The following is a 26969-nucleotide window of genomic DNA, read 5'->3' as shown; positions in this document are numbered from 1 at the left end:
CCGATTGCAGCCGTCCAAGCTGAGGGACCGCCAGATGTGCGCGGCCCATTGCAGGGAGGCTATTGATGAATTCACATGCGCGCAGGTTGGAGGGCGTCGCGGTGGCGCAGCTGCCGGGCGAACGGCCTGGCAGGGCCGAGGTCGAGCAGGCGGTCCGGACCATGATCCGCTGGGCGGGCGACGATCCCGCCCGCGACGGCCTGCACGACACGCCGGACCGGGTTGCGCGCGCCTTCGCAGAGTATTTTTCCGGCTATGCGCAGGATCCGACCGAAATCCTGCAAAAGACCTTTGAGGAGATCGAAGGCTATGACGAGATGATCGTCCTGCGCGGCGTTCGCTTCGAAAGCCATTGCGAGCACCACATGGCGCCGATCGTGGGCCGCGCCTGGGTCGCCTATATCCCGCAGGGCCGCGTCGTCGGCATCAGCAAGCTCGCGCGGGTGGTGGATATCTACGCAAAACGCCTCCAGATCCAGGAGAAGATGACCGCGCAGATCGCCAATACGATCAACGATGTGTTGAAGCCGGAAGGCGTCGGCGTCATCATCAAGGCGACGCATCATTGCATGACCACGCGTGGCGCGCACAAGCCTGGGACCGATCTCGTCACCAGCCGCATGCTGGGCGTGTTCCGTGACAACGCGTTGACGCGCCAGGAGCTGTTGGGGCTGGCCAATTCGGACGCGTGATCCGCGCGGGCCGAGCTGAAGGAGACGACACCATGACCGAGCACAAGACGCCGAGCGGGCCGGACCTCACCAGGGGCGTGTTGCTAACCGCGTTCGAGGACGGCAAGCTGCTCGGCCATGTCGGCGAGGAAGATGTGCTACTGGTAGCCGCAGATGGCGAGGTCTTCGCGATCGAGCCGTCCTGCAGCCACTATCACGGTCCGCTCGCCGAAGGGCTGGTCGTGGGCGACACGATCCGCTGCCCCTGGCATCACGCCTGCTTCTCCTTGCGCACGGGCGAAGCCACCCGCCCGCCGGCGCTGAACGCGCTGGCGGTCTGGGAGGTCACGCGCGACCAGGACAGGATCTCGGTTCAGCGCAAGCGCGAGATGCCGCAGCCTGCAGCGTCACATCGCAGCGCGCCGACGCCGGAAAAATTCGTCATCGTCGGCGGTGGTGCGGCCGGCTTTGCGGCCGCCGAGACGCTTCGGCGCGAGGGCTTTGCCGGCGCCATCACCATGCTGAGCGATGATGGCGCGATGCCGGTCGACCGGCCGAACCTCTCCAAGGATTACCTCGCCGGCAGTGCACCCGAGGATTGGCTGCCGCTGCGGGGCGAGGACTATTATCAGGACGCGGGCATCGATCTCAGGCTCAACACGAACGTCGCAGCGATCGATCCGAAGGCGCGCACCATCACGCTCGGCAATGGCGACAAGCTGCCGTTCGACCGGCTGCTGCTCGCGACCGGCGCCGAGCCGGTCAAATTGCAGATTCCGGGCGCGGACCAGCCACACGTGCACACCTTGCGCACCGTTGCCGACAGCCGCGCCATCATCAAGGCGGCGGGTAGCGCGAAGCGCGCGCTGGTGATCGGCGCCAGCTTCATTGGCCTCGAAGTCGCGGCCTCCTTGCGAGCGCGCAAGCTGGAGGTGCATGTGGTTGCCCCCGAGAAGCGGCCGATGCAGCGTGTGCTCGGCCCCGAGATGGGCGACTTCGTCCGCGCGCTGCATGAAGAGAACGGCGTCCACTTTCACCTCGAGGACACCGTGGAAAAACTCGAGGGCAAACGCGCCACGCTGAAGAGCGGCAGCGTGATCGAGGCCGATCTGGTCGTGGTCGGGATCGGCGTCAGGCCGCGCCTTGCGCTCGCCGAGCAGGCGGGGCTCGCCATCGATCGCGGCGTCAGCGTGAACGAATATCTCGAGACCAGCGCATCGGGCATCTTCGCGGCCGGCGACATCGCGCGCTGGCCCGATCCCCATTCGGGCCAGAACATCCGCGTCGAGCACTGGGTGGTGGCGGAGCGGCAGGGCCAGGCCGCGGCGCGCAACATGCTCGGCAGGCGCGAACGCTTCGACGCCGTGCCGTTCTTCTGGTCGCAGCACTATGACGTTCCGATCAACTATGTCGGCCATGCCGAGAGCTTCGACGACATCGCGACCGACGGCAGCATCGACGGCAGGGATTGCCTGCTGAAGTACCGCAAGGGCGGGCGCGTGCTGGCGGTTGCTTCGATCTATCGCGATCTCGATAGTCTCAAGGCCGAGCTCGACATGGAGCGCTCGCGCGCGTGAGGCGCCCCGTCCGCTCTTGACTTAAGTCAATGGGGGCTCCCGCGGGGGCTGCTCTACTGGCTGTTGTCCCAGCGCGGCTCGTGCTATCCTGAGATGTGCCTTGGGACTTCGCATGCAGGAGTAGCCGTCATGACAAGTGCTTCGGATACGTCTCCAAACTTGGGTCTTGGGTCCGGCATTGCTGCGCTGCACGCCAAGTGGGGCTGGATCGTCGCCCTCGGCGTCGTCTATCTCATCACCGGCTTCATCGCGCTCGGCAGCATGATGATGGCGACGGTGGCGAGCGTGCTCGTGGTTGGTGTGATGATGATCATCGCCGGGGTCACCGAGGTGATCGGCGCGTTCCAGATGAAGAGCTGGGGCAAGTTCCTGATCTGGGCCTTGCTCGGCGTGCTCTATATCGTCGCGGGCTTCCTGACCTTCGAGAACCCGTTGTTCGCCGCGGTGCTGCTTACCTTGTTCCTCGGCGCGTCGCTGCTGGCCTCGGGCGCCGTCAGGCTGTTTCTCGCCTTCAGCATGAAAAGGGAAAGCCCGTGGGTGTGGGTGGCACTGTCTGCGGTCATCACCCTGCTGCTCGGGCTCTTGATCCTGGCGCGCTGGCCGGTCAACAGCGTCTATATCCTCGGCCTGTTCCTCGGCATCGACCTGATCATGGCCGGCGCCGGCTGGGTCAGTCTGGGCTTTAGCCTGCGGCGGCGCCATTAAGGCTTGATCCGGAGAAGGACCGTGGTCGCCCAAGAGCGCGATGACGGTTCATCCAGATTTCATCGCGCGTCGGGCGACGCTGAGGGATTGTCATGCGCTGGTTTCATCTTGCCGTGATCGTGTTTTTCGCCGCAGCGACCATCGTCTTCGCCGTGCAGAATCTCGACACGGTCACGATCTCCTTCTTCAAGATGAATCTCAGTCTGCCGCTCGCGCTCCAAACCCTCGTTGTCTATCTCGTTGGAGCCGCGACCGGCGGCAGCCTGTTCGCCCTGCTGCGGCGTTCATACGCAGGTTCCAAACGAGACGTCGAATGAACCAGCAACTCGACGCAAGACCATCTTGCGGAACTCCGCTGATCTGACGTGCTGGCAAAAAGCAGCACGCCGCGCGGTCGCCTCGCGTGGACGATCATCACCGGGGAGAAACCATGAGAGCCGCTTTGGTCCTGGCCGCAGCGCTAGCTGCCGCCTGCCTGTCCACGCCCGTCTCCGCGCAAAAGTCCTACGGTCCCGGCGTCAGTGACACCGAGATCAAGATCGGCAACACCATGCCCTATAGCGGCCCCGCATCGCCGCTCGGCATCACCGGCAGGGTGATCTCCGCTTATTTCGATGAGGTGAACGAGAAGGGCGGCGTCAACGGCCGCAAGCTCAACCTGTTGTCGCTCGACGACGCCTTCTCGCCGCCGAAGACCATGGAAGCCGCGCGACGTTTGGTCGAGGGCGACGGCGTCGCCTTCATCTTCGCGACCATGGGCACGGCGCCGAGCTCGGCGATCGCAAAATACCTCAACAGCAACAAGGTGCCGCAGCTGTTCCTGATCAGCTCGGCCTCGAAGTGGAACGATCCCGCCAACATGCCGTGGTCGATGGCGCTGCCCTGGGCGCCGAACTACACCAGCGAGGCCGCGATCGACGTCGCTTACGCCCGCGCCAAGAACCCGAACGCGCGTTTCGCGGTGCTCTATCAGAACGATGACGCCGGCAAGGAATATTTTCGCGGTGTCAAGGAAGCGCTTGGTGCCGACGCCGACAAGGCGCTCGCGATGGCCTCGAGCTTCGAGGTCACCGATCCCACCGTCGATTCCCAGGTGCTGACGCTGGCCAACACCAAGGCTGATGTCTTCATGATCTATTCGGTGACGCCGCGCGCCTGCGCGCAGGCGATCCGCAAGGCCCATGAGGTCGGCTGGCAGCCGACGCGCTTCCTCGCCTCCGGCTGCGCCAACAAGGCGACCGTCATGGTCCCTGCGGGCCTCGATGCCGGCAAGGGCGTGCTGTCGCTCGGCTCGCTCAAGCCGTTTGTCGAGCAGCCGAAGGACGACCCGTCGATGACGGCCTATATCGACTTCATGAAGAAGCGCCTGCCCAATGCCGACATCAACAATGTCGCCGGCCTCTACGGCTACACCGTCGCCGAGGCACTGGTCGTCCTGCTCAAGCAGTGCAAGGACAATCTGACGCGCGAGAACATCATGGCGCAGGCGGCGAACCTCAAGAACGTGCCGCTGTCGCTCTTGATGCCCGGCATCACCCTCAACACCACACCGCAGGATTTCCGCCCGATCAAGGACGGCTATATGCTCCAGTTCGACGGCAACGACTGGATCGTGGCGAGCGAGCTCTTGCGCGGGACGTGAGGGGGCGTTCTCTCCGCGAACTCGGAATCGTAGGGTGGGCAAAGGCGCACTTGCGCCGTGCCCACCACCGATCCAACACCGAAACAGAAACGTGGGCACGCTTCCGCCTTCGCTCTTCGAGCTACGGCGGACAAGTCGCTTTGCCCACCCTACGACACCGCTAGCAAAGCGGCCACACAGACGGTGCACCCTCTCCCCTTGTGGGAGAGGGTGGATGCGCGAAGCGCAGCCGGGTGAGGGGTGTCTCTCCTCACGACTGCTTGTGCGAGTGGATACAACCCCTCATCCGGCGCTTCGCGCCACCTTCTCCCACAAGGGGAGAAGGGAAGAGCTAAGCGCAGCGAACAGGAGACCACCATGGACTTTCAACACTCCGCCCGTTCGCTGGAGCTGCAGGAACGCGTTCGCCAGTTCATGCTTGCGCATGTCGAGCCGGTCGAGGAGCTCTATTACGAGCAGGTCAAGCCGGAGGCCGCGCGCTACAAGACGCCGCAGGTCCTCCAGGACCTGAAGCGGCTGGCACGCGAGCAGGGGCTCTGGAACCTGTTCCTGTCAGGCGAGCACGGCCAAGACCCTGACAACACTGGCCTCACCAATCTCGAATATGCGCCGGTGAAGGAGATCATGGGCCGCATCCTCTGGGCGCCTGAAATCTTCAACTGCTCGGCCCCTGATGTCGGCAACATGGAGGTGCTGGCGAACTACGGCACGCCGGCGCAGCAGGAGCGCTGGCTGAAGCCGCTGCTGGAGGGGCGCATCCGCTCCGGCTTCTCGATGACGGAGCCGCAGGTCGCCTCCAGCGACGCCACCAACATCCAGTGCGAGATCAAGCGCGACGGCGGCGACTACGTCATCAACGGCCGCAAATGGTTCACGTCAGGCGCGATGAATGAGGATTGCGAGATCCTGATCGTGATGGGCAAGACCGCGCCCGACGATCCCGACCGCCATCGCCAGCAATCCATGATCCTGGTGCCCAAGGCGACGCCCGGCGTGCGCATCGTCCGCGACATGCTGACCTACGGCTACGACGACGCGCCGGTCGGCCATCCCGAGATCGTCTACGAGAATGTCCGTGTGCCGGCCGAGAACATCCTGCTCGGCGAGGGCCGCGGCTTCGAGATCGCGCAAGGCCGGCTCGGCCCCGGCCGCATCCATCACTGCATGCGCTTGATCGGCTGCGCCCAGCGTGCGCTGGAATTGATGTGCCAGCGCTCGGTGTCGCGCACAGCCTTCGGCAAGCCGCTCGCAGACCAGGGTTCGGTGCGCGAGGACATTGCGCACTCCTTCTGCGAGATCGCGCAGGCGCGGCTCCTCACGCTGCAGGCCGCCGACAAGATGGACCGCGAAGGCAACAAGGCCGCGCGCGACCTGATCGCCGCCGCCAAGATCGTGGTGCCCAGCATGGCCGCTCGCGTCATCGACCGCGCCATCCAGATCCACGGCGCCGCCGGCGTCTCGCAGGACACCTTCCTCGCCCGCGCCTACGTCTATGCCCGCTTCATCCGCATTGGCGACGGCCCCGACCAGGTGCACCTTGCCGCGGTCGGCAAGGAGCTGATCAAGCGCGGCGGAGTGATGGGGTAGGGCCTGACCCTCTCCAGGAGCGCGTGCACCTTGATGTGGGATGAACGCTCATAGCGGCGCGCAGGATGCCGCGCGCAACCCCGGCGTCTCGCCATTCGACCTGACATTTAACCATGAAACGGCACTGTTTCAGGTCGTTACCGTATTGTTTCAGATCATTGTAGCACAATAGTAACGACTCTCGATTGAAAGTGGCGCTGAGTACGCGCAGCGGCAGGTTCGCGCACGGGTGAGAGAGAACAGACCGCTTCCGTTCGAGGAGAGGGCCTTTGCCGGCGTCAAAAGAGGCGGTCACGCCCCTGGCCATGTCAGGAAGCACGTTTAGCATGAGCTACCGCTGGATCATCGTGTCGGCGATCCTGCTGATGGCCTTGCTCGTTCAAATGCCTGTCGTTCTCAACGCGGATTTGAGCTGCCTGCTGACCGAAGGCGAGAAAGTTCTCGATGGCGGAAAGCTCGGCGTCGACGTCTTCGAACTGAATCCGCCGCTGTCGGTCTATTTGTACATGCCGGCGTTGCAGCTTGCGCGCATCACCGGCATTGCCCCCGAGATCATCGTGATCATCCTGGTGATGATCGAGATCGTTGCCGCACTCGTCATCATCGATCGTGCCGCTGCGGCGGCAAAGCTGGAAGCCGACGAGAGGAGCATTACGGCGTGCGTGCTAGCATTCCTGTTCGCAATTTTTCCCAGCGCCGTATTCGGACAGCGTGAACACATCGCCGTCATTGCGATGACGCCTTTCGTCGCCATCGCTGCGATCCGCTGGCGCGGGCTTGCGCCCGGACCGGTTGCGATCCTGGCGGGACTGGGTGCCGGGTTGGGCATGAGCCTGAAGCCCTACCTTACCCTCGTGGTCGGCCTGCCGATCATCCTCTGCGTCCTCCGTCAACGCTCCATCAAACCCTTGTTCACACCCGAAGCGTGTGCGGCCGCTGCTGTCGTGATCGGCTATGGAGCGGTGCTCGCCATCTTCTTTCCGGCTTATCTGTTGACCTTTGCCCCGATGGTTACTGCCGCTTATGTGCCATTGAGGATGGATTTCGGCGATCTGCTTTTTTTCCCGGCCGTTATGCTGGTCGCTTCCGTCGGCCTCGTGCGCCTGTTGGCGCCGCAGGACTTCAAATGGGAAGGCGGCGCAACGCCGTGGCTGGCCGCAGCGGTTGGCGGAGCGGCGAGTTTCATCATCCAGGGTAAGGGCTGGACCTACACGGCATTTGCGCTTTGCATGTTTGCGAGTGCCGCGCCATTGCTGCAGGCTCGCACGAAGACGTTGCGCCTGCCTGTCATGATCTGCGCCCTTGCTGCGATTGTGTGCATCGGCTCCCGTTTGTCCCTTCAGGTGCGGCCGTTCCCGCCACTGGAGGGGCGTATCCTGGCCCTTGCAAAGCATCCGCGGCTGATCACGATCGGCGATCACGTCGCTCTCGGGCATCCGCTCGTCCGTCAGATCAATGCGACCTGGGCGGGCAACACGTGTGGGCAGGCGTTGGCGGCCGGCTCAATGCTCCAACAGAAGAGCTCGCAACTGCCTGAGGGTGAGCGAGCGAAACTGGACGGCATCATCAATTTCGAGCGGCGGCTGCTGTTGGCGGACCTGCGGGCCGGTCGGCCGAATGTGATTCTCGTGGATACCTATCTGCTGAGCTCAATGCCGTTCGATTGGCTGGCCTGGGCCAATTCGGATCCCGACCTCAAGGCGGAGTTGAGCCGTTATCGTGAAGTCGCGGATGCCGACGGCCGCGTTCGCATCTTGGTCGATCCATCCGGCTCGGAATGATAGTCCCGTCTCGCTCGATGTGAGCTGTCGATGGCAGTGCTTGCCGGGCTGCAGTGGCTAATAGCCGCTTTCGTTTGCTTGGCCGCTTATTCGTGGTGGCCGACGTCACGTCCCTAAGGGGCCGGTCCAACGCAATTCGGGTGTGCAATGGCGAGACTCATCACGCTTGCTGGTTTGCCGGGGGTCGGCAAGTCAAGCATTGCCCGGGTTCTGGCGCGGCGTACCGGAGCCGCCTGGCTGCGGATCGATTCGATGGATCAAGCGATCTGGGCATCCGGTACTGCACCGGCTGATCTGCTGGACTGGACCTATCGCGCCGCTCAGGCCGTCGCGACAGACAACCTCGCCCTCGGCCTGGACGTGATTGCCGACTGCGTCAATGATTGCGAGGAGGCGCGGGAAGGCTGGCAAATCGCTGCGCGAAAGGCTGGCGCCGAGATCGCCTGGATCGAGGTGGCGTGCAGCGATGCAGACGAGCACCGACGCAGGATTGAGACGAGATCGACCGACATTGCCGGGCTGTCGTTGCCCGGCTGGAATGCGGTCGCCGGCCGAGCGTACGCTCCGTGGGAGCGCGATCATTTTACGGTCGACACAGCACGGCGCAGTCTCGAGCAGTGCGTGGAAGAAGCGCTCGGCCTGCTTGACCGTCGGTAGCCGCTTCTGGCGCCTCCTTCCGCAAACACAAGTCTACTGAAGCTGACCCAGCTCATCCATGGCGCCTGACGCCGCCACGATGACATCATGCCAGTGTTTTGCCCGACGAGTCAAAGCGATTTCGTAAAATCAGTAGTCATCCGAGCGCGAAGCCAAGCCATTGATATCGCTGGCCCCGGCTACTGTGCATGGGGTTGTTTTTCAGTTTTGGTTCTGGCAGGCCTGCCGCCGGCCTCATGGCGCCGCGGTGCGCCGGATCATTTCGCCTTCATCATCCCGCTTTGGCGATACGGCTGTCGGCCGCTCCCGAACGCAGGTTCTGGAAGAACTTTTCCACCTCGCGCGACAGCGTGTCCGCCGTCTCCGTGAGGCTGCTCGCCGCCGTCAGCACGGAGGCTGCCGCCGTGTCCGTCTCGCCGATGGCGTCGCGCAGCGAGGTGATGTTGGCGACCAGGGTCTCGTTGCCCTGCGCGGCCGATTGGGCGTTGGACGAGATCTCGCGCGTGGCGGTGTCCTGCTGGCCGATGGCGCCGGCGATTGCCGAGGTGACGTCGCTGATCTCGCGCACGGCGCCGCCGATCTCGCGCACGGCATCGACCGCGTTGCGGGTGGACGCCTGGATCATCGAGACGTTCTCGCCGATCTCGGCGGTCGCCTTGGCGGTCTGACCCGCCAGCGCCTTCACTTCGTGCGCAACGACGGCAAAGCCGCGGCCGGCGTCACCGGCGCGCGCGGCTTCGATGGTGGCGTTGAGCGCGAGCAGATTGGTCTGCTCGGCGATGGCCTGGATCAGGTTGAGCACGCCGTCGATGCGCTGGGTGGCGGCCGCGAGGCTTTCGATCTCGGAGATCGACTTCTCGGTGCGCTGACCGGTCTGCTCGACCGCGCTTGCGGACTGCCGGACCTGGCGGCCGATCTCCACCACCGACGCCGACAGCTCCTCGGCTGCGCCTGCCACCGCGGTGACGTTGTGCGAGGCCTGCTCGGTGGCGTTCGCCGCGGTGCCGGCGCGGCTGTTGGCATCCGCTGTGACGCGGGTGATCGTCTGCGCGGTCTCGCGCATGACAGAGGCGTTGTCGCTGAGGCCGCGCATGATCGCGCCGATCGCCTCGCGAAACGCGTCGACGGATTGCTCGATGTGGCGGGCGCGCTGCTCGCGCGCGGCGGAGTCCTGCGAGACCTGCGAGGCGAGATTGCGGTTGCGGCCCATCGCGTCCTGGAAGATCTGGATGGCGCGTGCCAGCGCGCCGATCTCGTCGGCGCGGTCAGAGTGCGGTACCACGACATTCTCGGCGCCGTCCGCGACCTGCTCGATGGTCGCGGTGATGGCGGAGAGGGGACGGGCGATCGAGCGGGCGATGATGACGATGCCGATCACGACGAGGGCCAGCGCGACGCCGCCGAGGCAGGTCAGCACGAAGGAGAGGGTGCGATTGGTCTCGGTCTCTTGCGCGATCTGTCTGGCGCGTTCGGCATAGACCTTGTACAGTGCCTCGAGATCCTTGTTCAGCGCCGAGCGCACGGCGCGATTGGCGTCGTTGTCGCCCCATTCGCGGCCCGCGGCCGCATTGATCTCGACGCCGCGGCGCACCAGCTCCTTGCGGAACTCGACGAACTGCTCGATGCGCTTCTTGAACGTGGCGAACTGCTCGGCATCGTCGGCTTTGACGATGGTCTCCCAGCGCTTCACGACGTCGAGGATCTGGGCGTTGAACTTGAGCAGGCCTTCGCCGTATTTCTTCACGACGGCCGGTTCGGTCGACATGTAGACGCCGCGCGATTCCATCACGACCGCGTAGACCAGCGAGTTGACTCGCTCGACATTGAGCGCGGCGGCGTTCGCCGTCTCGATCGCGCTCGTCAACTCGGCGCTGCGGCGGCTGTTGTAGTCGGACAGCGTCGCGATCGCCGCCGTGAGCAGCGCGAACAGCGCGAAGATCGCGTAGAGCTTGGTCGCAAGCGTGAAACGGCCTGCCACCCCCGTGGCATTCCCAGATCGGTCGGTTGTCATGCTTTTCAGAGGCCCCAATGGCCGGCAGTGGCCGGAGAGCGCGGTCGTATAAAATTGATGCAAAACTATGCAGAATGAAGATGGACGCCGTCTTAACGCCGTGGCCCGGCCCCTTCGTCCTTAGTCGAAAGAAAGGTAAGATATTTCAGTGTCTTGATCTGGGTATAGTTTGGGATCGCGCTGATGTCGGCCACTGGCCGATGAACCCCGGAGGGGCCTTTGGTCTACCGCCACACCATCGACGCCACGACCTACACGTTCCCGGACCTGCGCGACCTGCTCGCCAAGGCGACGCCGCCGCGCTCCGGCGACCGGCTGGCCGGAATTGCCGCGGCAAGTGCCGCGCAGATGATCGCGGCGCGGATGGCGCTCGCCGACGTCCCGCTCGGGCAGTTCTTGCAGGAAGCTGTCATCCCGTACGAAGCCGACGAGGTCACCCGCCTCGTCATCGACAGCCACGATGCCAGAGCATTCGCGCCGGTGGCTTCGCTGACGGTCGGCGCCTTTCGCGACTGGCTGCTGTCGGACGCGGCGACATCCGAGGTTTTGCGCAGGCTGGCAGGCGGCATCACCCCGGAAATGGCGGCCGCGGTCTCAAAGCTGATGCGCAACCAGGACCTGATCCTGGCGGCGCGGAAATGCGAGGTCACCACCGCCTTTCGCAACACCATTGGCCTGAAGGGGCGGATGAGCACGCGGCTTCAGCCCAACCATCCCTTCGACGACGCCAGGGGCATCACCGCCTCGATCCTCGACGGCATCCTGTTAGGGGCCGGCGATGCCTGCATCGGCATCAATCCGGCGAGCGACGATCCCGCTGTCATTGCGCAATTGCTGCGGCTGCTGGACGAGATCATCGCGCGGCTGAAGATCCCGACGCAAGCTTGCGTGCTGACCCATGTCACGACGACGCTGTCGCTGATCGGGCAGGGCGTGCCGGTCGACCTCGTCTTCCAGTCGGTCGCCGGCACCGAGGCCGCCAATCGCAGCTTTGGCGTCGATCTCGCGCTCCTGAAGGAGGCGCAGCAGGCCGGCCTCTCGCAGAAGCGCGGCACGGTCGGCGAGAACGTGATGTATTTCGAGACCGGCCAGGGCTCGGCGCTGTCGGCGGGCGCCCATCACGGCGTCGACCAGCAGACCTGCGAGGCGCGGGCCTATGCGGTCGCCCGCGCCTTTGCGCCATTGCTGGTCAACAGCGTGGTCGGCTTCATCGGCCCGGAATATCTCTACGACGGCAAGGAAATCATCCGTGCCGGGCTGGAGGATCATTTTTGTGGCAAGCTGCTCGGCCTGCCGCTCGGGATCGACATCTGCTACACCAACCACGCCGAGGCGGACCAGGACGACATGGACAATCTGCTGACGCTGCTGGCGGCCGCCGGTGTCACCTTCATTATGGGTGTCCCCGGGGCCGACGACGTCATGCTGAACTACCAGTCGACGTCTTTTCACGACGCGCTCTATGTCCGCGACGTCTTCGGCCTGCGCCGCGCGCCGGAATTCGACGACTGGCTGGTGCAGTCGGGGATCGCGGGCGCCGATTTCCGTCTTGCCGGCGACGCAGGCCTGCTGCCCGATTTTGCCTCACGGCTGATCGCGTGACGCGGCGGGAGCGCCCGGCGGCTTGAGGAAACCATTGGTCCCTCTCGGAATTATGGTCCTGCCACAATATTGAGAAATTCCGGCGACAGCATTACGCTATGTGTCTGGCTGGCAATTTCCGCAGCTATGTCGACCGTGGCGGGGGAGCTTTGATGCGAGCTGAAAGTAACGGTACGGCCCGGCGAATTCTGTGCGTGTTTCCCCGGTACACCTCGTCGTTCGGGACGTTCGAGCATTCCTATCCATTGACCGACGGCGTCTGCGCCTTCATGCCCCCGCAGGGGCTCTTGCTGCTCGCGGCCTATCTGCCCGAGGAGTGGGAGGTCAAATTCGTCGACGAGAATCTCCGTCGCGCGACCAACGAAGAGTTCGCGTGGGCGGAGGCGGTCTTCGTCAGTGGCATGCACATCCAGCGCCAGCAGATGAACGACATCTGCCGCCGCGCCCATGAGTTCGATCTCCCGGTCGCGCTCGGCGGTCCTTCCGTCAGCGCCTGCCCGGACTATTATCCGTCCTTCGACTATCTCCATGTCGGCGAACTCGGCGACGCCACCAATCGGCTGATCGAGATTTTGGCGCGCGACACGTCGCGTCCCGGGGAGCAGGTGGTGCTCACCACCAAGGACCGCGTGCCGATGACGGAGTTTCCGATCCCGGCCTACGAACTCGCCGACGTGAAGAAATACTTCCTCGGCAGCATCCAATATTCCAGCGGCTGCCCCTATCAGTGCGAGTTCTGCGACATCCCCGGCCTCTACGGCCGCAATCCGCGCCTCAAGTCGCCCGAGCAGATCATCGCCGAGCTCGACCGCCTGCGCGAATGCGGGATGACCGACACGGTCTATTTCGTCGACGACAATTTCATCGGCAACCGCAAGGCGGCGATGGACCTGCTGCCGCATCTGATCGAATGGCAGAAGCGGACCGGCTATGTGGTGCGGCTCGCCTGCGAGGCGACGCTCAACATCGCCAAGCGGCCCGAGATCCTCGAAAAGATGCGCGAGGCCTATTTCATCACCATCTTCTGCGGCATCGAGACGCCCGATCCCGACGCGCTGAAGGCGATGCACAAGGACCACAACATGATGGTCCCGATCCTCGAGGGCGTGCAAACGATCAACTCCTACGGCATGGAGGTCGTGTCCGGCATCATCATGGGGCTCGACACCGACAAGCCGAACACCTCGGAGGCGCTGCTGGCCTTCGTCGAGGAGTCCCGGATTCCGCTGCTCACGATCAACCTGCTCCAGGCGCTGCCGAAGACGCCGCTGTGGGACCGTCTGGAGCGCGAGGGACGCCTGATCGAGGATGACGGTCGCGATTCCAACGTCGACTTCCTGTTGCCCTATGATGAGGTCGTCGCATCCTGGAAGCACGCCATGGGCGTCGCCTACGAGCCCGAGAAGGTCTACGCGCGCTTCCAGTATCAATGCGACAACGTCTATGTGCACCGCCTGAAGATGCCGACGCCGGACGAGATGAAGACCTGGCCCAACATCCGGCGCGGTCTCGTGATGCTGCGCAACATCTTCTGGAAGGTCGGTGTGCTCGGCGACTACAGGCGCGTGTTCTGGAAGTTTGCGCTCGGGCGCATCAAGCGCGGCGACCTCGAAGGGCTGATCGGCTGCACCTTGATCGCGCACCATCTGATTACGTTTGCGCGCGCGGCGTCCAGCGGCAGGCAAAACGCCTCGAACTATTCGATCCGCCTGCGCGAGGCCTCCGTTCCCGCCGAATGACGCGACATGTCTGATCCGGCCGTCCCGCGCCGCCCGACCCTCGATCTGCGGTCGCTGACGCCTGCGCGCGTCGCGCTCGGCCGCAGCGGCGCGAGCGTGCCGACAAGGGCCTTGCTGGATTTCACGCTGGACCATGCCCGCGCCCGCGATGCCGTGCATGCAGTCTTCGACGCGCCGCGTCTGGTCGCAGATCTCCGCGCGCTTGGCCTTATCGTCACCGAGGCGCGGAGCCAGGCGGTCGACCGCAGGGATTATTTGCGGCGGCCGGATCTGGGACGACAGCTCGATGCCGGTTCAGCGGAGCTTTTGGCGCGAAGTGCCTCGGAGCCGTGCCAGCTCGCCATCGTGATCGGCGACGGCCTGTCGTCGGCCGCGGTCCACGCCCATGCGGTGGCGCTGGTGTCTCACCTGCTGCCGCTGCTTGCGGAAGGGAACGACGTCGCGATTGGACATTTCGTTGTCGCCTCAGGCGCGCGCGTCGCGCTCGGCGACGAGATCGGCGCCATTCTCGGTGCGCGCATGGTGGTGACGCTGATCGGCGAGCGGCCGGGCCTGTCCGCGCCCGACAGCCTCGGCGCCTATCTGACCTTCGCACCGAAGCCGGGCCGCACCGATGCCGAGCGCAATTGCGTCTCGAACGTCCACAAGGCCGGGTTGAGCCATGACGAGGCCGCCTTCAAAATCGCCTGGCTTGTTCGCGAGGGGCTGGCGCGGGAGGCCACCGGCGTGGCGCTGAAAGACGAGAGCGGCGATCCTCCCGCTCGAATCGGGACGATCCGGCCGGAATGACCGGTATCAAGGGTCGAAATCGCCGCATGTTGATCCAATTTGTGCGCTTGCGCGCGCTTGCGAGAGGGCGTTTGGACCTGCTAAACCCCTCGCGGCGATTTTCCGCGCATTTTCAAAGGGCAAGCCTCCCATCTGTATGGCATTTTCAAGCCGTTCGCGGGACGCAATAAGCTCACAGACCCGAGCCGATTAGGAACTGGACAAGGCATGCTCGAAAAGCACCGCGAGAATGAGGTTCATGTCGACAAGGTCGAGCAGGGACCGACGTCCTCGATCGCCTTCGGGCTCGAGCGCATCGGGCTGATCGCCGTCCGGGCGCCGATCGTCTCCTGCATCGTTCTGCTCGCCCTGATCGTCGGTGCCGTGTTCGGCATTCACCGGATCAAGATCGACGATTCGCTGTCCCAGCTGTTCCGGTCCAACACGCCGGAATTCCGCCAGTATGAAGCGGTGACAAAGAAGTTCCCGGCTGAGGAATTCGACGTCCTCGTCGTGGTCGAAGGCAAGACCCTCCTGGCGCGGAATAACCTCGAGAAGCTGCGCGACTTCGTCACCGACATGCAGCTGGTCGAAGGCACGCGCGGCCTGGTCTCGCTGTTCTCGGCGCGGCAGGCGCCGGCGCCGGGCAGGCTGCCGGCGGCGCTGTTCCCGCCCGAACTGCCCGAGGGCGCGGCCTATGACAAGTTCGTCGAGACCGTCAAGAACAACGAGATCATCCGCGGCAAGCTGTTGTCGGACGACGGCACGCTGGCGCTGATCGTGCTCTCGCTCGATCCGGAGGTGGTCGCCTCCAGCAAGCTGACCAAGACCGTCGGCGACATCCGTGCGCTGATGAAGGAAGACCTCGGCAATACCGGCCTCAACGTGCAGCTCTCCGGCGTGCCGGTGATGCAGCTTGAGATCCGCAACGCGGTCGAGCGTGACGGGCTGACCTACAACATCCTCGGCATCCTCGCCGGCTGCGTTATCGCCATCATCTTCTTCCGCAAGATCTCGTTCATGGTCGCGGCGGCGTTCCCGCCGATGATTGCGATCCTGCTGGCGCTCGGTGCGCTCGGCTGGGCCAATTTCAATCTCAACATGTTCCTGAACGTGATGACGCCGCTCATCATGGTGATCAGCTTCTCGGACTCGATGCAGTTGACGTTCGCCGCGCGCGACCGGCTGATCGCGGGCCAGGACAAGTTCACCGCGTTCAAGAACGCCGTGCTGGTGGTGGGCCCGGCCTGCGTGCTGACGCACGGCACCGCCGGCATTTCCTTCATCGCGCTCCAGTTCTCCGACTCCGACCTGATCCGCAAGTTCGGCGAGGCGGGCCTCGCCGCCACCATCATCGCGCTGGTCGCGGTGCTGTCGCTGGTGCCGGTGTTCGGCGTGCTGCTGGTGCGCAATGAGAAAGTCTTTGCTTCCAAGTTCCAGAGCGCGGATGCCGGCGTGCAGGCGCTGCGCAATTTCTGCTACTGGATCGCGGTCCGCATGGTGGGCCGTCCCGGCCTGTTCAGCCTGATTGCAGTGTTGTTCGTCGCGGGCCTCGGCGTCATCTACGCCAATCTGGAACCGCGCTACCGGCTCGCGGATCAGGTGCCGGACAAGCGCCAGGCCGTCGCCGCCAGCGACCGGCTCGATGCCAAGCTCACCGGTGCCAATCCGGTCAACGTGCTGGTCCAGTTCCCCAAGGGTGAGACGCTCTACTCGCCGGAGACGCTCCAGACCATCGCGGACGTGCATGCGACCGTCGAGAAGGCGGCCGGTGTCGGCAACGTCTGGTCGCTCGAGACCCTGCGCCGCTGGCTCGCAGACAAGGCCGGCAGCGCCGACGTCGCGACGCTGAAGGAATATGTCAACGTCATCCCCGAGCATCTGGTCCGGCGCTTCATCGACGCCGAGCAGGACGCCGTCGTGGTCGCAGGCCGCGTGCCGGACAAGGATTCCAGCCAGCTGCTACCGATCGTCGACAAGCTCGATTCCGAACTTGACGCCGTCCGCAAGAAGCATCCGGGCTACGAGATCGCGGTAACGGGTCTTGCCGCGATTGCCGCGCGCAACTCGGCCGGCATGATCGAGAAGCTCAACCGCGGGCTCACTGTCGAATTCGCGCTCGTCGCGATCTTCATCGGCCTTGCCTTCCGCTCCTGGGTCGTGATGTTCGCCTGTATCCTGCCGGGCATCTTCCCGGTGGTGATGTCGGGAACGGTGCTGTGGGCGATGGGCGAGGGGCTGCAATTTGCCAGTGTCGTGGCGCTGACCGTTTCGTTCGGCCTGGGCTTGAGCGCGACGATCCACTTCCTCAATCGCCTCAGGCTGGAGAGCAAGCCGGGCGTCGGTTCGGCGCTCGCGGTGGAGCGCGCGACGGTGCTGGTCGGCCCGGCGTTGATCCTGACCACGCTGGTGCTGGCCTGCGGTCTCGTCGTCACCGTGTTCTCCGACCTGCCGTCGCTGCGGCTGTTCGGCTGGCTCAGCGCCTTCTCGATGGTGATGGCCCTCGTCGCCGACCTCTTCATCCTGCGGCCGACGGCGATGTGGCTGATCAACCTGCACGCCAAGCTTCAGGGCCCTGACAAGCCGGCGATCTGAGCGGGCGGCATACGCCGCCCTTTGCTCACGCCTCGACCCGGACGATCCCGTACGGATTGAACTTGAAATCGTCCTCGGCGTAGTCCTGCTCCCGCGAGAGCGTAAGCTTGCGATCGCGTAGCGTCGCTTCGATGCCACTCTCGGCCATCGCGTTGGCAAGCTCCTCCATGAGCATCACCGCCGACCATTCGTTGCCGCGCGATTTCGCGACATAGATCTCCGGCAAGCCGACGAGGTGATAGCCGACGGTCTCGTAATAGCGATCGCCGCCGAGCGGACGCTTGGCGAAAGCAAGACGACACGCCTTGGCGACGGCGAGGGTCATGCCAAGGCCCTGACTGGTCTTTGCGCCCTTGCGGGCCTGATCGCCGAGACTGCGCCACCGCTCGAGGCCGTGGGCAATGCCGGCGCTTTCGCCCTTCACGGCGGTGGCACCGGCTTCGATCATCTCCTCGACGATGCGCAAGGCCGCGGCCGAAAAGGCGACTGCCTTCTGCTGCTCCAGCGGCGGGCTCAGCAAATAGAGCACCGCTTTGTGGCTGGCCACGGTCGCTTCGTCCGCGGCAGACCAGGCTTTCGGGAAGACGCGGTCCCAGCACACGCCGAACGACCGCTCCATGTGCGGATCGGGTTTGGCTTGCGAATAGGTGCGGTCGATCTCGAAGTTGAAATCCGCGATTGTCTTGGCCACCGCCTTCGACGGGTGCAGCAGGCTCTCGTCCTTGCCGAGGAAGCAGAGCACGTGACGCGGTTTTACCGACGAAGGCTGCATGCTCGTACCTGCTGGTCATTGGCGAAGGCGCGGCTGGTTACGAAGAGCCCGGCGGCCTTGAGCAGATGTCTGCGAATTGGGTCCATGTCCGCAACAATGTCAGCAAAAAGCCCCCGGCTCGCGAGAACCGGGGGCGTGTTCCTTATCCGCTGGGAAGGGCGTCAGCCCTTCGTCATCGTGATGTTGACGCCGCGGATCTCGCCCTTCGAGCTGATCTGCACCGTCTGCTTGGTGCCGTTGGTGCGCAGCGACAGGTTGGCGGCGAAGCCGTTGGCTTCGACGAACACCTCGATCTGGCCGCCGCCGGCGGTGCCCTGGAGATTGCCGAAGATGTTGCGGTTGGTCTCGCTCCAGTTGCCGGAGATTCGCTCGCCCTGGCTCGTCACGTCGCTGGTGAGGTCGAACTTGTAGCTGTCGGACGCGCAGTGAAGGGCCTGCTTGAGGCTGAGACCGGTGCCGGCGACCTTGTAGTCGGCCTTGCAGCGGATGCGCTCGGTGCTGCCATCGGACAGCGACACCGTGCCGGTGCCGCTCCACGCACCGTCGAAACCTGCAAACGGTCCGGACGACTGAGCATGGCTTGCCGAGACTGAGAAGAGCAGCGCAGCCCCGATGCCGGCCGCCTTGATTGCCTGTCCAGATCGCCCAAAGAATTGCATTTTGAATATCCCGTTTTCGAGCGACGTTCGCTTAGGATGAACGTCTCGCCACATCGAAAGTTTAGTGTTCCGAGGCTGTGTCTGGTTCAAAGTCTGACAGCCGGGGATGGCGGTTCACGACGCCCTCGCGCCAGGTCAGGCTGCGCGATTCTCTCTGTTTCGGTGTGTTTCTGGCGGGAAAAGCAGGGCGGAGAGATGCAGCTCTGCAACAGGTACGCATCAAAACGCGGTGTGCCAGAATTATGACGTAGTATCAAACTCTTACATCTGCCAATGAAGAGCGAGGGAAGACCTAATTTGGTGGCTGTGGCGCCAATTTGGCCGCATTTGCCAGTGCTTGTGCCTTCTCCGAGGCCGCACGTTCCGCGGCGACTTGCCATCAGAACAATCCATTCCGGTCGTCCGCCCTGTGCTGTCCGGGATTGGTGCGATTCTGCCGTCAGAATGAAGGAATACAATGCGTAAGCTTCTCGTCGCTCTCACCCTGCTGTCGGCATCCCTTTCGACGGCGGCATTCGCCCAGGCAGGACGCGGCACGGACGCGGAACAGAAGGCCTGCACGCGCGATGTGCAGAAGTTCTGCCGTCCGGTCATCGACCAGGGCGATTTCACCATCCTGGCCTGCCTCAAGGAGAACCGGGCCAAGATCTCGCAGGCCTGCGACCAGGTCCTGAAGACCCACAACCAGTAAGCTCGGCCACTGGCCTACCAAGGGCGGCCCCGGGGCCGCCTTTTCGGGCCGGATCCGGAAGGGCAGCCATCGAGAGACAGGATTGGTTTTGCGGCCGTATTCCCCTATATGGGGGCCGCGGCGGCATCGCCGGCATGAGCCCGCGCGAGCGAAAAAGCCCTTCCTGTCCAAACGATTGTAAACCAGCCCTCGATGACCTCTGCGAGCGAATTGCGATCCGGCAAGGGTGACCGCGACGAGAATTTTCCCGTCGCGTCCTGGATCATTCATCCGCGCCATCGCGCGCTGATCCTGGCGTACTACAATTTCGTCCGCACCGCCGACGACATCGCCGATCACGCGACGCTGCCGCCCGACCAGAAGCTCGCTTATCTCGACCTGCTCGAGGCGGAACTGCTCGGCGAGGGCGACACCCAGGCCGAAGCCGTCATTCTGCGGCGGGCGCTGGCCGAGCGAGGCATGGCGCCGCGCCACGCGCTCGACGTGCTCATCGCGTTCCGCATGGACGTCACCAAGCTGCGCTACGAGAACTGGGACGAGGTCATCCACTATTGCCGCTACTCGGCGATGCCGGTCGGCCGTTTCATGCTCGACGTCCACGGCGAGAGCACGTCGACATGGGCGGCCTCGGACGCGCTCTGCGCAGGTCTTCAGATCAACAACCACCTCCAGGATTGCGGCAAGGATTTTCGCGAGCTCAATCGCGTCTATCTGCCGCGCGACGCGCTGGCCGCGAGTGGCGCCTCGGTCGAGCAGCTCGGGCTGACGCAGTCGCCGCCGGCGATGCTGGCCTGCCTTCAGGCGCTCGCCGTGCGCAACGCAGCCCTGCTCGACGAGGGCCGGTCGCTCAGCGCGGAGATCCGCGATTTCCGCCTCGGCGTCGACGTCGCGGTGATCCAGGCCTATGCCGATCGCATCGTGCGCCTGTTGAAGGTGCGCGATCCCCTGCGCGAGCGCGTGCATCTGAACAAGTTCGAGCTTCTCACTTTCAGCCTCGCCGGCATGATCGGCGAAGTCGGCCGCCGCGCGATCGGGCGCAAGGCCATTTCCAGACCGGGGACTGCACATGACGCTTGAGGCGACCTCGCCCAGCGCCAATTACGGCTCGACCGCATCGAACAGCTCCTTCTACGCTGCGATGCGCATCCTGCCGCATGACCAGCGCGAAGCGATGTTCCAGATCTACAGCTTCTGCCGCCAGGTCGACGACATCGCCGATTCCGACGGCCCGCGCGACGAGCGGCTCGCCGCGCTTCAGGAGTGGCGCAACGACATCGACGCGCTCTATCAGGGCCATCCGCCGCCGCGGCTGAAGGACTACGTCGCCTCGGTGAAGACCTTCGGCCTCAAGCGCGAGGATTTCCTTGCGATCGTCGACGGCATGGAGATGGACGTGCCGCAGGACATCCGCGCGCCCGACATGACGACGCTCGATCTCTACTGCGATCGCGTCGCCAGCGCCGTGGGGCGGCTGTCGGTGCGGGTGTTCGGCCTGCCCGAGGAAGACGGCATCCAGCTCGCCTACCATCTCGGCCGCGCGCTCCAGCTCACCAACATCCTGCGCGACATCGACGAGGACGCTGGCCTCGGCCGGCTCTATCTGCCGCGCGAGGCGCTGCTGCATGCCGGCATCACCTCCAACGACCCGAACCGCGTGATCACCGAGCGCGCGCTGCCGAAGGTCTGCCAGCCGCTGACGCAGCGTGCGAAGGCGCATTTCGAGAAGTCTGACGAGATCATGAACCGCAACAAGCGCCGCGCCGTGCGCGCGCCGCGGATCATGTCGAAATACTACCATTCCATTCTGGACCTCCTGATCGCACGCGGCTTCAACGCGCCGCGCGAGCCGGTGCGTGTGTCGAAGGTCGCGCGCATCCTGATCCTGCTCCGTTACGCTTTCATCTGATGCAAAAGACAGCTCACATCATCGGTGCTGGAATTTCCGGCCTCTCCGCCGCCGTGCGGCTCGCCAATGCCGGCTTCAAGGTCGCCGTGCACGAGGCGACGCACCAGGCCGGCGGCCGCTGCCGTTCCTATTTCGACGGCGCCACCAATCTCACCATCGACAACGGCAATCATCTGCTGCTGTCGGGCAACAGCCATGCGCGCGCCTATGCCCGCTCGATCGGCACCGAGGCGGGCCTCGTCGGCCCCGAGCGCGCGCAGTTTCCGTTCGTCGACATCAAGACCGGGCAGCGCTGGCAGATCGATCTCGGCGATGGCCGGCTGCCGACCTGGGTGCTCGACGAGAGCCGCCGCGTTCCCGACACCGGGCTCAGCGATTATCTCAAGCTGGCGCCGCTGATCTGGGCGTCGGAGGAGACGCTGGTCGGCAAGTCCATTCCCTGCGAAGGCATCCTGTATCAGCGGCTGGTGCAGCCGCTGCTGCTTGCGGCGCTCAACGTCGATCCGCCCGAGGGCTCGGCCGGGCTTGCCGGCGCGATCGTGCGCGAGACGCTGCTTGCCGGCGGACAGGCGTGCCGGCCGCTGATTGCGCGCGACGGCTTGAGCGCCGTGCTGATCGAGCCTGCCGTCAAGTTCTTGCAGGAGCGCGGCCACACCGTTCAGCTCGGCCATGAGCTGCGTTCGTTTACGACCGGTGACGGCAAGGCCAGCGCGCTGAATTTCGGCAGCGAGGATGTGATCCAGCTCGGTGAGGGCGATGTCGTCGTGATGGCAGTGCCGCCGCGTGCCGCTGCGAGCCTGCTGCCCGGGCTGAAGACGCCGACCGAATTCCGCGCCATCGTGAACGCGCATTTCCGCTTTGAACCGCCGCCGGGCTCGGCGCCGATCCTCGGCGTGATCGGCGGCGTCGTGGAATGGCTGTTCGCGTTCCCGAACCGGCTCTCCGTGACCATCAGCAATGGCGACCGCCTGGTCGACATGCCGCGCGAGGAACTCGCGCAGGCGATCTGGAACGACGTCTGCAAGGCGGGCGGGGTCTCCGGCGAGCTGCCCCCCTGGCAGATCGTGCGCGAGCGCCGTGCCACATTTGCGGCCACGCCGGCCCAGAATGCCCTGCGTCCGGGGCCGGCCACTGCGCTGAAAAACCTGTTTCTTGCCGGCGACTGGACTGCTACGGGATTGCCTGCAACCATCGAGGGATCGGTGCGGTCCGGTGATCGCGCCGCCGATCTGGTTTTGGCCGCAAAGCGGCCCTGACGGGCAAAGTCCCGGTCAATTTCAATCGACTATCGGAGCAATCGAGCGACATGGATTCCGTGAACGCGACCAGCCGCGAAGCCTTGGAATCGGGCGTCCTGGAATCGAGCATTGCGTCGGCGACGCAAGGCGTTCTCGGCTTCCAGCAATCCGACGGCCATTGGGTGTTCGAGCTCGAGGCCGACTGCACCATTCCGGCCGAATACATCCTGCTGCGCCATTATCTCGCAGAGCCCGTGGACGCCGTGCTCGAGGCCAAGCTCGGCAATTATCTCCGCCGCGTGCAGGGCGCCCATGGCGGCTGGCCGCTCGTGCATGACGGCGAGTTCGACATGAGCGCGAGCGTGAAGTCCTACTTCGCGCTCAAGATGATCGGTGATTCCGTCGACGCCCCGCACATGGTGCGTGCGCGCGAGGCGATCCATGCCCGCGGCGGCGCGATCAACAGCAACGTCTTCACGCGCTTCCTGCTTGCGATGTTCGGCGTGGTGACCTGGCGCGCGGTGCCGGTGCTGCCGATCGAGATCGTGCTGTTGCCGTTCTGGTCGCCGTTCCACCTCAACAAGATTTCCTACTGGGCGCGCACCACCATGGTGCCGCTGATGGTTCTCGCCGCGCTGAAGCCGCTGGCGAAGAATCCGAAGGGCGTCGGGATCGACGAGCTGTTTCTCCAGGATCCGCGCTCGATCGGCATGACCGCGAAGGCGCCGCACCAGAGCATGGCCTGGTTCGTGCTATTCCGCGCGCTCGACGGCATTCTGCGCGTGATCGAGCCGATGTTTCCGAAGAGCCTGCGGCAGCGCGCGATCGATACGGCGCTCGCCTTCACCGAGGAGCGGCTCAACGGCGAGGACGGCATGGGCGCGATCTATCCGCCCATGGCCAACATCGTCATGATGTATGACGCGCTCGGCAAGGACGAGAATTATCCGCCGCGAGCGGTCACGCGCCGCGGCATCGACAAGCTGCTCGTGTTCAACGGCGACGAGGCCTATTGCCAGCCCTGCGTCTCGCCGGTGTGGGACACGACGCTGACCGCCCACGCGCTGCTCGAAGCCGGCGGTGACATAGCCCTGCCTGCGGCCAAGCAGGGCCTCGACTGGCTGATCCCGAAGCAGGAGCTCGAGGTGAAGGGCGACTGGGCGGTGAAGCGGCCCGACGTGCGCCCGGGCGGCTGGGCCTTCCAGTACAACAATGCCTATTATCCCGATCTCGATGACACCGCGGTGGTGGTGATGTCGATGGACCGCATGCGACGCGAGCACGGTGCGACCGGCTATGACGCCGCAATCGACCGCGGCCGGGAGTGGATCGAGGGCATGCAGAGCGACGACGGCGGCTGGGCCGCCTTCGACGTCAACAACCTCGAATACTATCTGAACAACATCCCGTTCTCGGACCATGGCGCGCTGCTCGATCCGCCGACCGAGGACGTCACCGCGCGCTGCATCTCCATGCTGGCCCAGCTCGGCGAGACCGAGAAGACCAGCAAGCATGTCGCCGACGGGGTCGCCTACCTCAGGAAGACCCAGCACCCGGAAGGGTCCTGGTACGGCCGCTGGGGCATGAACTTCATCTACGGAACCTGGTCGGTGCTCTGTGCCCTCAACATGGCCGGCGTCCGCCATAACGACCCGATGATTCGGAAAGCCGCCGACTGGCTGGCCTCGATCCAGAACAAGGACGGCGGCTGGGGCGAGGCCGCCGTCAGCTACCGTCTCGACTACAAGGGCTGGGAGGCGTCTCCCTCGACCGCCTCGCAAACGGCATGGGCCTTGCTTGCCCTGATGGCTGCTGGCGAGGTTGATCACCCGGCCGTCGCCCGCGGGGTGGAGTACCTGATTGCAACACAGAACAAAAAAGGACTGTGGGACGAGCAGCGGTACACCGCCACAGGCTTTCCTCGTGTATTCTATCTGCGTTATCACGGTTACCCGAAGTTCTTCCCGCTGTGGGCGTTGGCGCGGTATCGGAACTTGCGGAACACCAACAGCAGGGTGGTAGGGGTCGGGATGTGACTTTGGGGACGGGGGACTATCTGACCGTGGGTAATGCCATCGACCCGCGGCCGATATTGATCGTGACTGGACTGGTTCAGGAGGCCCGTATCGCGGCTGGGCCCGGAATGGCGGTCATTTGCTCGTCGAGCAGCCCGACCCAGTTGCGGGCGCTTCTGACGGTGGTGGATCCCGAGACGATTCGCGGCGTGATCTCGTTCGGCGTGGCCGGCGGGCTCGACCCGACGCTGCGCTCCGGCGACGTCGTGCTGGCGACCGAGGTGCTCTCCGGCGATACCCGCTGGGCCGCGGGCCTGTCGCTCGGCGACGACCTGATCGACCGCCTGACGTCGGGCCGCCGCCGCGTGGTGCGCGGCAGCCTTGCCGGCGCCGAGGAGGTGGTTACGAAGCGGTCCTGCAAGGCGGCGCTGCATTCGGAAACCGGCGCCTCCGCCGTCGACATGGAGAGCCACATCGCGGCCGCCTACGCCGCCGAGGCGGGGCTGCCCTTTGCCGCGGTCCGCGTCATCAGCGATCCCGCCCATCGCGCGCTGCCGGCGCTCGCCCGCGCCGCCATCAAGCCGAACGGCCAGATCGATCTCGCCGCCGTTCTGCGCGGCATCGTGCGCAATCCGACCACGCTGCATGCGCTGGTCTCGACCGGCATCGACTTCAACCGCGCGCTGCGTAGCTTGCGCGGCTGCCGCGACTATTTGATCGGCACCGAGCTCGTCGACAGCGAGGCCCTGGTCTCCAAGGCGGCCTGACCTCTTGATACGATAAAGCAAAGGGCCCGGTCGCCATTGGCGACCGGGCCTTTTGCGTTTTGGTGCCTGCTCACTCGGTCGCTTCCATGCGGTTTCGATCCACGACCCACAGCGTCCGTCGCATCATGCCCTCGACAATTGCCGCCGACTCGCTTGGACGCAGATAGATCGCCGTCGCACGACGCTCGTTCCGGACACGCTGGGCTCGATCGTCGGTTTGCTGGATTCAGCGCGATCAGCCTGACGAAGGTCGGCAATCTGCCTTATGGCACGAGTGGCCGCGCAGGGCCGTTTGGCTTCACGGGGCAGCGGATCTGCCTCCGGTCGCCTCGGGGCGTTCGTGCCGAAGATGAAAAGGCCCGGTCGCGGTGGCGACCGGGCCTTCTTTGTTCGTACCGACTTGCGTGCTTACGCGGCGGTCGACGCCTTCCGCGCCGCCTTCTCCTGCGCCGCGGCCGCCTCGTCCTTGCGGATCTCCGACAGGCGCTTCTGCACTTCCGCCGAGAAGATGTACTGCGCCGGACGCTGCTTGGTCATGTCGATCTCGGGCGCCATCGGGCCCGTGGTCCTGATGCCGCGCAGCGACACCCACATCGCCTTCAGCGGGTGGCTGATGGCAGCGGTCGCAGCCGTCGGCTCGTAGCCGCAATGGGCCATACAGTCGGCGCACTTCTCGTACTTGCCGGTGCCGTAGGTTTCCCAATCGGTGGTGTCCATCAGCTCCTTGAAGGTCTTGGCATAGCCTTCACCGAGCAGATAGCAGGGCTTCTGCCAGCCGAAGATGTTGCGCGCGGGCATGCCCCACGGCGTGCACTCGTATTCCTGGTTGCCGGCGAGGAAGTCCAGGAACAGGCCGGAATGCATGAAGTTCCACTTCTTGCCCTTGCCCATCGCGAAGACGTCGCGGAACAGCTTCTTGGTCTTGGTGCGGTTGAGGAAGTGCTCCTGGTCCGGCGCACGCTCATACGCATAGCCCGGCGACATCGAGACGCCGACACCGAGCTCGACGGTGAGGTCGAGGAATTTCGCGATCTCCTCGGCCGGATGGCCGTCGAAGATGGTGGCGTTGACGTTGACGGTGAAGCCGCGCGCCTTGGCCGCCTTGATCGCGGAGACGGCGCGGTCGAACACGCCCTTCTGCGACACAGCCTTGTCGTGATGGTCCTTCAGGCCGTCGAGATGCACCGAGAAGAACAGGTACGGGGAGGGCGTGAACAGGTCGAGCTTCTTCTCGAGCAGCAGCGCGTTGGTGCAGAGCGAGACGAACTTCTTGCGTTCGACCAGGCCGCGCACGATCTCGCCGATCTCCTTGTGGATCAGCGGCTCGCCGCCGGGAATGGCGACCATCGGCGCGCCGCACTCGTCGGCCGCGTCCCAGCACTCCTGGGCGGTCATGCGGCGGTTGAGGATCGCATCCGGATAATCGATCTTGCCGCAGCCGACGCAGGCGAGGTTGCAGCGGAACAGCGGCTCCAGCATCAGCACGAGCGGATAGCGCTTGCGGCCAAGCAGTTTCTGCTTGAGCAAATAGCCGCCGATACGCATTTCCTTGAAGAAGGGGATAGCCATTACAAGTTTCTTTCTGG

22 protein-coding genes are annotated in these 26969 nt (G+C 64.7%); 18 read left to right on the top strand and 4 right to left on the bottom strand.

Features of this window, described 5'->3' with window-relative positions:
• Positions 1-65 precede the first annotated feature (65 nt).
• The 8 genes from folE to AB7G19_RS30795 all read left to right on the top strand — a co-directional run bounded on the left by folE (position 66) and on the right by AB7G19_RS30795 (position 8620).
• Positions 66-692, top strand: coding sequence for a GTP cyclohydrolase I FolE (folE, locus tag AB7G19_RS30830; protein ID WP_071915711.1), 627 nt, complete (start codon positions 66-68; stop codon positions 690-692).
• Between the two features lie 32 nt (positions 693-724).
• Complete coding sequence (locus tag AB7G19_RS30825; RefSeq protein ID WP_085403897.1) at positions 725-2248, top strand: FAD-dependent oxidoreductase; 1524 nt, start codon at positions 725-727, stop codon at positions 2246-2248.
• A 129-nt stretch (positions 2249-2377) separates the two neighbouring features.
• Positions 2378-2953, top strand: coding sequence for an HdeD family acid-resistance protein (locus tag AB7G19_RS30820; protein WP_014496836.1), 576 nt, complete (start codon positions 2378-2380; stop codon positions 2951-2953).
• Positions 2954-3045: 92 nt separating this feature from the next.
• Positions 3046-3270: a hypothetical protein gene (locus AB7G19_RS30815; protein ID WP_014496835.1), complete on the top strand. Its 225-nt coding sequence runs from the start codon at positions 3046-3048 to the stop codon at positions 3268-3270.
• Between the two features lie 113 nt (positions 3271-3383).
• Entirely contained in the window at positions 3384-4595 is a 1212-nt protein-coding gene (locus AB7G19_RS30810; RefSeq protein ID WP_041955751.1) for an ABC transporter substrate-binding protein, read from the top strand.
• 357 nt (positions 4596-4952) lie between these two features.
• Positions 4953-6182: an acyl-CoA dehydrogenase family protein gene (locus AB7G19_RS30805; protein WP_085403896.1), complete on the top strand. Its 1230-nt coding sequence runs from the start codon at positions 4953-4955 to the stop codon at positions 6180-6182.
• 326 nt (positions 6183-6508) lie between these two features.
• Positions 6509-7963 carry a hypothetical protein gene (locus tag AB7G19_RS30800; protein ID WP_085403895.1) on the top strand — a complete coding sequence of 485 codons (1455 nt, stop codon included), beginning with the start codon at positions 6509-6511 and terminating at the stop codon, positions 7961-7963.
• A 147-nt stretch (positions 7964-8110) separates the two neighbouring features.
• Positions 8111-8620, top strand: a complete 510-nt coding sequence (locus AB7G19_RS30795; protein WP_085403894.1) for an AAA family ATPase — start codon at positions 8111-8113, stop codon at positions 8618-8620.
• 271 nt (positions 8621-8891) lie between these two features.
• On the opposite strand, the gene AB7G19_RS30790 is transcribed toward AB7G19_RS30795, so the two are convergent.
• The gene (locus tag AB7G19_RS30790) at positions 8892-10631 is read right to left on the bottom strand and encodes a methyl-accepting chemotaxis protein (protein ID WP_085403893.1); all 1740 of its coding nucleotides are present in this window, start codon (positions 10629-10631) and stop codon (positions 8892-8894) included.
• Positions 10632-10850: 219 nt separating this feature from the next.
• On the opposite strand from AB7G19_RS30790, the gene AB7G19_RS30785 reads away from it, so the two are divergent.
• The 4 genes from AB7G19_RS30785 to AB7G19_RS30770 all read left to right on the top strand — a co-directional run bounded on the left by AB7G19_RS30785 (position 10851) and on the right by AB7G19_RS30770 (position 17335).
• Complete coding sequence (locus AB7G19_RS30785; RefSeq protein ID WP_085403892.1) at positions 10851-12233, top strand: ethanolamine ammonia-lyase subunit EutB; 1383 nt, start codon at positions 10851-10853, stop codon at positions 12231-12233.
• A gap of 152 nt (positions 12234-12385) precedes the next feature.
• A complete protein-coding gene (locus AB7G19_RS30780) occupies positions 12386-13972 on the top strand; it encodes a B12-binding domain-containing radical SAM protein (RefSeq protein WP_085403891.1) in 1587 nt (528 codons plus the stop codon).
• 6 nt (positions 13973-13978) lie between these two features.
• Positions 13979-14761: an ethanolamine ammonia-lyase subunit EutC gene (eutC, locus tag AB7G19_RS30775; protein WP_085403890.1), complete on the top strand. Its 783-nt coding sequence runs from the start codon at positions 13979-13981 to the stop codon at positions 14759-14761.
• A gap of 207 nt (positions 14762-14968) precedes the next feature.
• Complete coding sequence (locus AB7G19_RS30770; RefSeq protein WP_071915703.1) at positions 14969-17335, top strand: efflux RND transporter permease subunit; 2367 nt, start codon at positions 14969-14971, stop codon at positions 17333-17335.
• Positions 17336-17360: 25 nt separating this feature from the next.
• Here the strand turns inward: AB7G19_RS30770 and AB7G19_RS30765 are convergent, their stop codons facing one another.
• Together AB7G19_RS30765 and AB7G19_RS30760 are read right to left on the bottom strand one after the other, a co-directional pair.
• Positions 17361-18107 (bottom strand): hypothetical protein, encoded by a 747-nt coding sequence (locus tag AB7G19_RS30765; protein WP_441268721.1) that lies wholly within the window; start codon positions 18105-18107, stop codon positions 17361-17363.
• Positions 18108-18268: 161 nt separating this feature from the next.
• Entirely contained in the window at positions 18269-18766 is a 498-nt protein-coding gene (locus AB7G19_RS30760; protein ID WP_028146949.1) for a hypothetical protein, read from the bottom strand.
• A 457-nt stretch (positions 18767-19223) separates the two neighbouring features.
• Between AB7G19_RS30760 and AB7G19_RS30755 the strand changes: the two genes are divergently transcribed.
• The 6 genes from AB7G19_RS30755 (at position 19224) to AB7G19_RS30730 (ending at position 25383) form a co-directional block, all read left to right on the top strand.
• Positions 19224-19457, top strand: a complete 234-nt coding sequence (locus tag AB7G19_RS30755; protein WP_028143219.1) for a hypothetical protein — start codon at positions 19224-19226, stop codon at positions 19455-19457.
• A 192-nt stretch (positions 19458-19649) separates the two neighbouring features.
• Complete coding sequence (gene hpnC / locus AB7G19_RS30750) at positions 19650-20534, top strand: squalene synthase HpnC (RefSeq protein ID WP_014496822.1); 885 nt, start codon at positions 19650-19652, stop codon at positions 20532-20534.
• Positions 20524-21363: a presqualene diphosphate synthase HpnD gene (hpnD, locus tag AB7G19_RS30745; protein WP_071915699.1), complete on the top strand. Its 840-nt coding sequence runs from the start codon at positions 20524-20526 to the stop codon at positions 21361-21363. The genes hpnC and hpnD overlap by 11 nt, the downstream gene beginning before the upstream one ends.
• Entirely contained in the window at positions 21363-22619 is a 1257-nt protein-coding gene (gene hpnE, locus AB7G19_RS30740; protein ID WP_441268720.1) for a hydroxysqualene dehydroxylase HpnE, read from the top strand. The genes hpnD and hpnE overlap by 1 nt, the downstream gene beginning before the upstream one ends.
• A 50-nt stretch (positions 22620-22669) precedes the next feature.
• Positions 22670-24637, top strand: coding sequence for a squalene--hopene cyclase (shc, locus tag AB7G19_RS30735; RefSeq protein ID WP_085403886.1), 1968 nt, complete (start codon positions 22670-22672; stop codon positions 24635-24637).
• Positions 24634-25383 (top strand): phosphorylase, encoded by a 750-nt coding sequence (locus AB7G19_RS30730; protein WP_063984634.1) that lies wholly within the window; start codon positions 24634-24636, stop codon positions 25381-25383. Before shc ends, AB7G19_RS30730 begins: the two co-directional genes overlap by 4 nt.
• Positions 25384-25791: 408 nt before the next feature.
• On the opposite strand, the gene hpnH is transcribed toward AB7G19_RS30730, so the two are convergent.
• The gene (gene hpnH, locus AB7G19_RS30725) at positions 25792-26952 is read right to left on the bottom strand and encodes an adenosyl-hopene transferase HpnH (RefSeq protein WP_063984632.1); all 1161 of its coding nucleotides are present in this window, start codon (positions 26950-26952) and stop codon (positions 25792-25794) included.
• Positions 26953-26969: the final 17 nt, after the last annotated feature.

The organism is Bradyrhizobium sp. 215_C5_N1_1 (assembly GCF_052075935.1).
Taxonomy (GTDB): domain Bacteria; phylum Pseudomonadota; class Alphaproteobacteria; order Rhizobiales; family Xanthobacteraceae; genus Bradyrhizobium; species Bradyrhizobium barranii.
The sequence above is the reverse complement of the archived record's forward strand: the minus strand, read 5'-3'. Positions and strand labels throughout refer to the sequence as shown.

Bases quoted from the DNA above. Each gene is read 5' to 3' on its own strand.
- AB7G19_RS30780 (WP_085403891.1), top strand. From the start codon at position 12,386: ATGCGAGCTGAAAGTAACGGTACGGCCCGGCGAATTCTGTGCGTGTTT.
- eutC (WP_085403890.1), top strand. From the start codon at position 13,979: ATGTCTGATCCGGCCGTCCCGCGCCGCCCGACCCTCGATCTGCGGTCG.
- AB7G19_RS30755 (WP_028143219.1), top strand. From the start codon at position 19,224: ATGCGTAAGCTTCTCGTCGCTCTCACCCTGCTGTCGGCATCCCTTTCG.
- AB7G19_RS30805 (WP_085403896.1), top strand. From the start codon at position 4,953: ATGGACTTTCAACACTCCGCCCGTTCGCTGGAGCTGCAGGAACGCGTT.
- shc (WP_085403886.1), top strand. From the start codon at position 22,670: ATGGATTCCGTGAACGCGACCAGCCGCGAAGCCTTGGAATCGGGCGTC.
- AB7G19_RS30800 (WP_085403895.1), top strand. From the start codon at position 6,509: ATGAGCTACCGCTGGATCATCGTGTCGGCGATCCTGCTGATGGCCTTG.
- AB7G19_RS30820 (WP_014496836.1), top strand. From the start codon at position 2,378: ATGACAAGTGCTTCGGATACGTCTCCAAACTTGGGTCTTGGGTCCGGC.
- AB7G19_RS30765 (WP_441268721.1), bottom strand. From the start codon at position 18,107: ATGCAGCCTTCGTCGGTAAAACCGCGTCACGTGCTCTGCTTCCTCGGC.
- AB7G19_RS30790 (WP_085403893.1), bottom strand. From the start codon at position 10,631: ATGACAACCGACCGATCTGGGAATGCCACGGGGGTGGCAGGCCGTTTC.
- hpnC (WP_014496822.1), top strand. From the start codon at position 19,650: ATGACCTCTGCGAGCGAATTGCGATCCGGCAAGGGTGACCGCGACGAG.
- AB7G19_RS30770 (WP_071915703.1), top strand. From the start codon at position 14,969: ATGCTCGAAAAGCACCGCGAGAATGAGGTTCATGTCGACAAGGTCGAG.
- AB7G19_RS30810 (WP_041955751.1), top strand. From the start codon at position 3,384: ATGAGAGCCGCTTTGGTCCTGGCCGCAGCGCTAGCTGCCGCCTGCCTG.
- AB7G19_RS30795 (WP_085403894.1), top strand. From the start codon at position 8,111: ATGGCGAGACTCATCACGCTTGCTGGTTTGCCGGGGGTCGGCAAGTCA.
- AB7G19_RS30815 (WP_014496835.1), top strand. From the start codon at position 3,046: ATGCGCTGGTTTCATCTTGCCGTGATCGTGTTTTTCGCCGCAGCGACC.
- AB7G19_RS30825 (WP_085403897.1), top strand. From the start codon at position 725: ATGACCGAGCACAAGACGCCGAGCGGGCCGGACCTCACCAGGGGCGTG.
- AB7G19_RS30760 (WP_028146949.1), bottom strand. From the start codon at position 18,766: ATGCAATTCTTTGGGCGATCTGGACAGGCAATCAAGGCGGCCGGCATC.
- folE (WP_071915711.1), top strand. From the start codon at position 66: ATGAATTCACATGCGCGCAGGTTGGAGGGCGTCGCGGTGGCGCAGCTG.
- hpnD (WP_071915699.1), top strand. From the start codon at position 20,524: ATGACGCTTGAGGCGACCTCGCCCAGCGCCAATTACGGCTCGACCGCA.
- hpnE (WP_441268720.1), top strand. From the start codon at position 21,363: ATGCAAAAGACAGCTCACATCATCGGTGCTGGAATTTCCGGCCTCTCC.
- hpnH (WP_063984632.1), bottom strand. From the start codon at position 26,952: ATGGCTATCCCCTTCTTCAAGGAAATGCGTATCGGCGGCTATTTGCTC.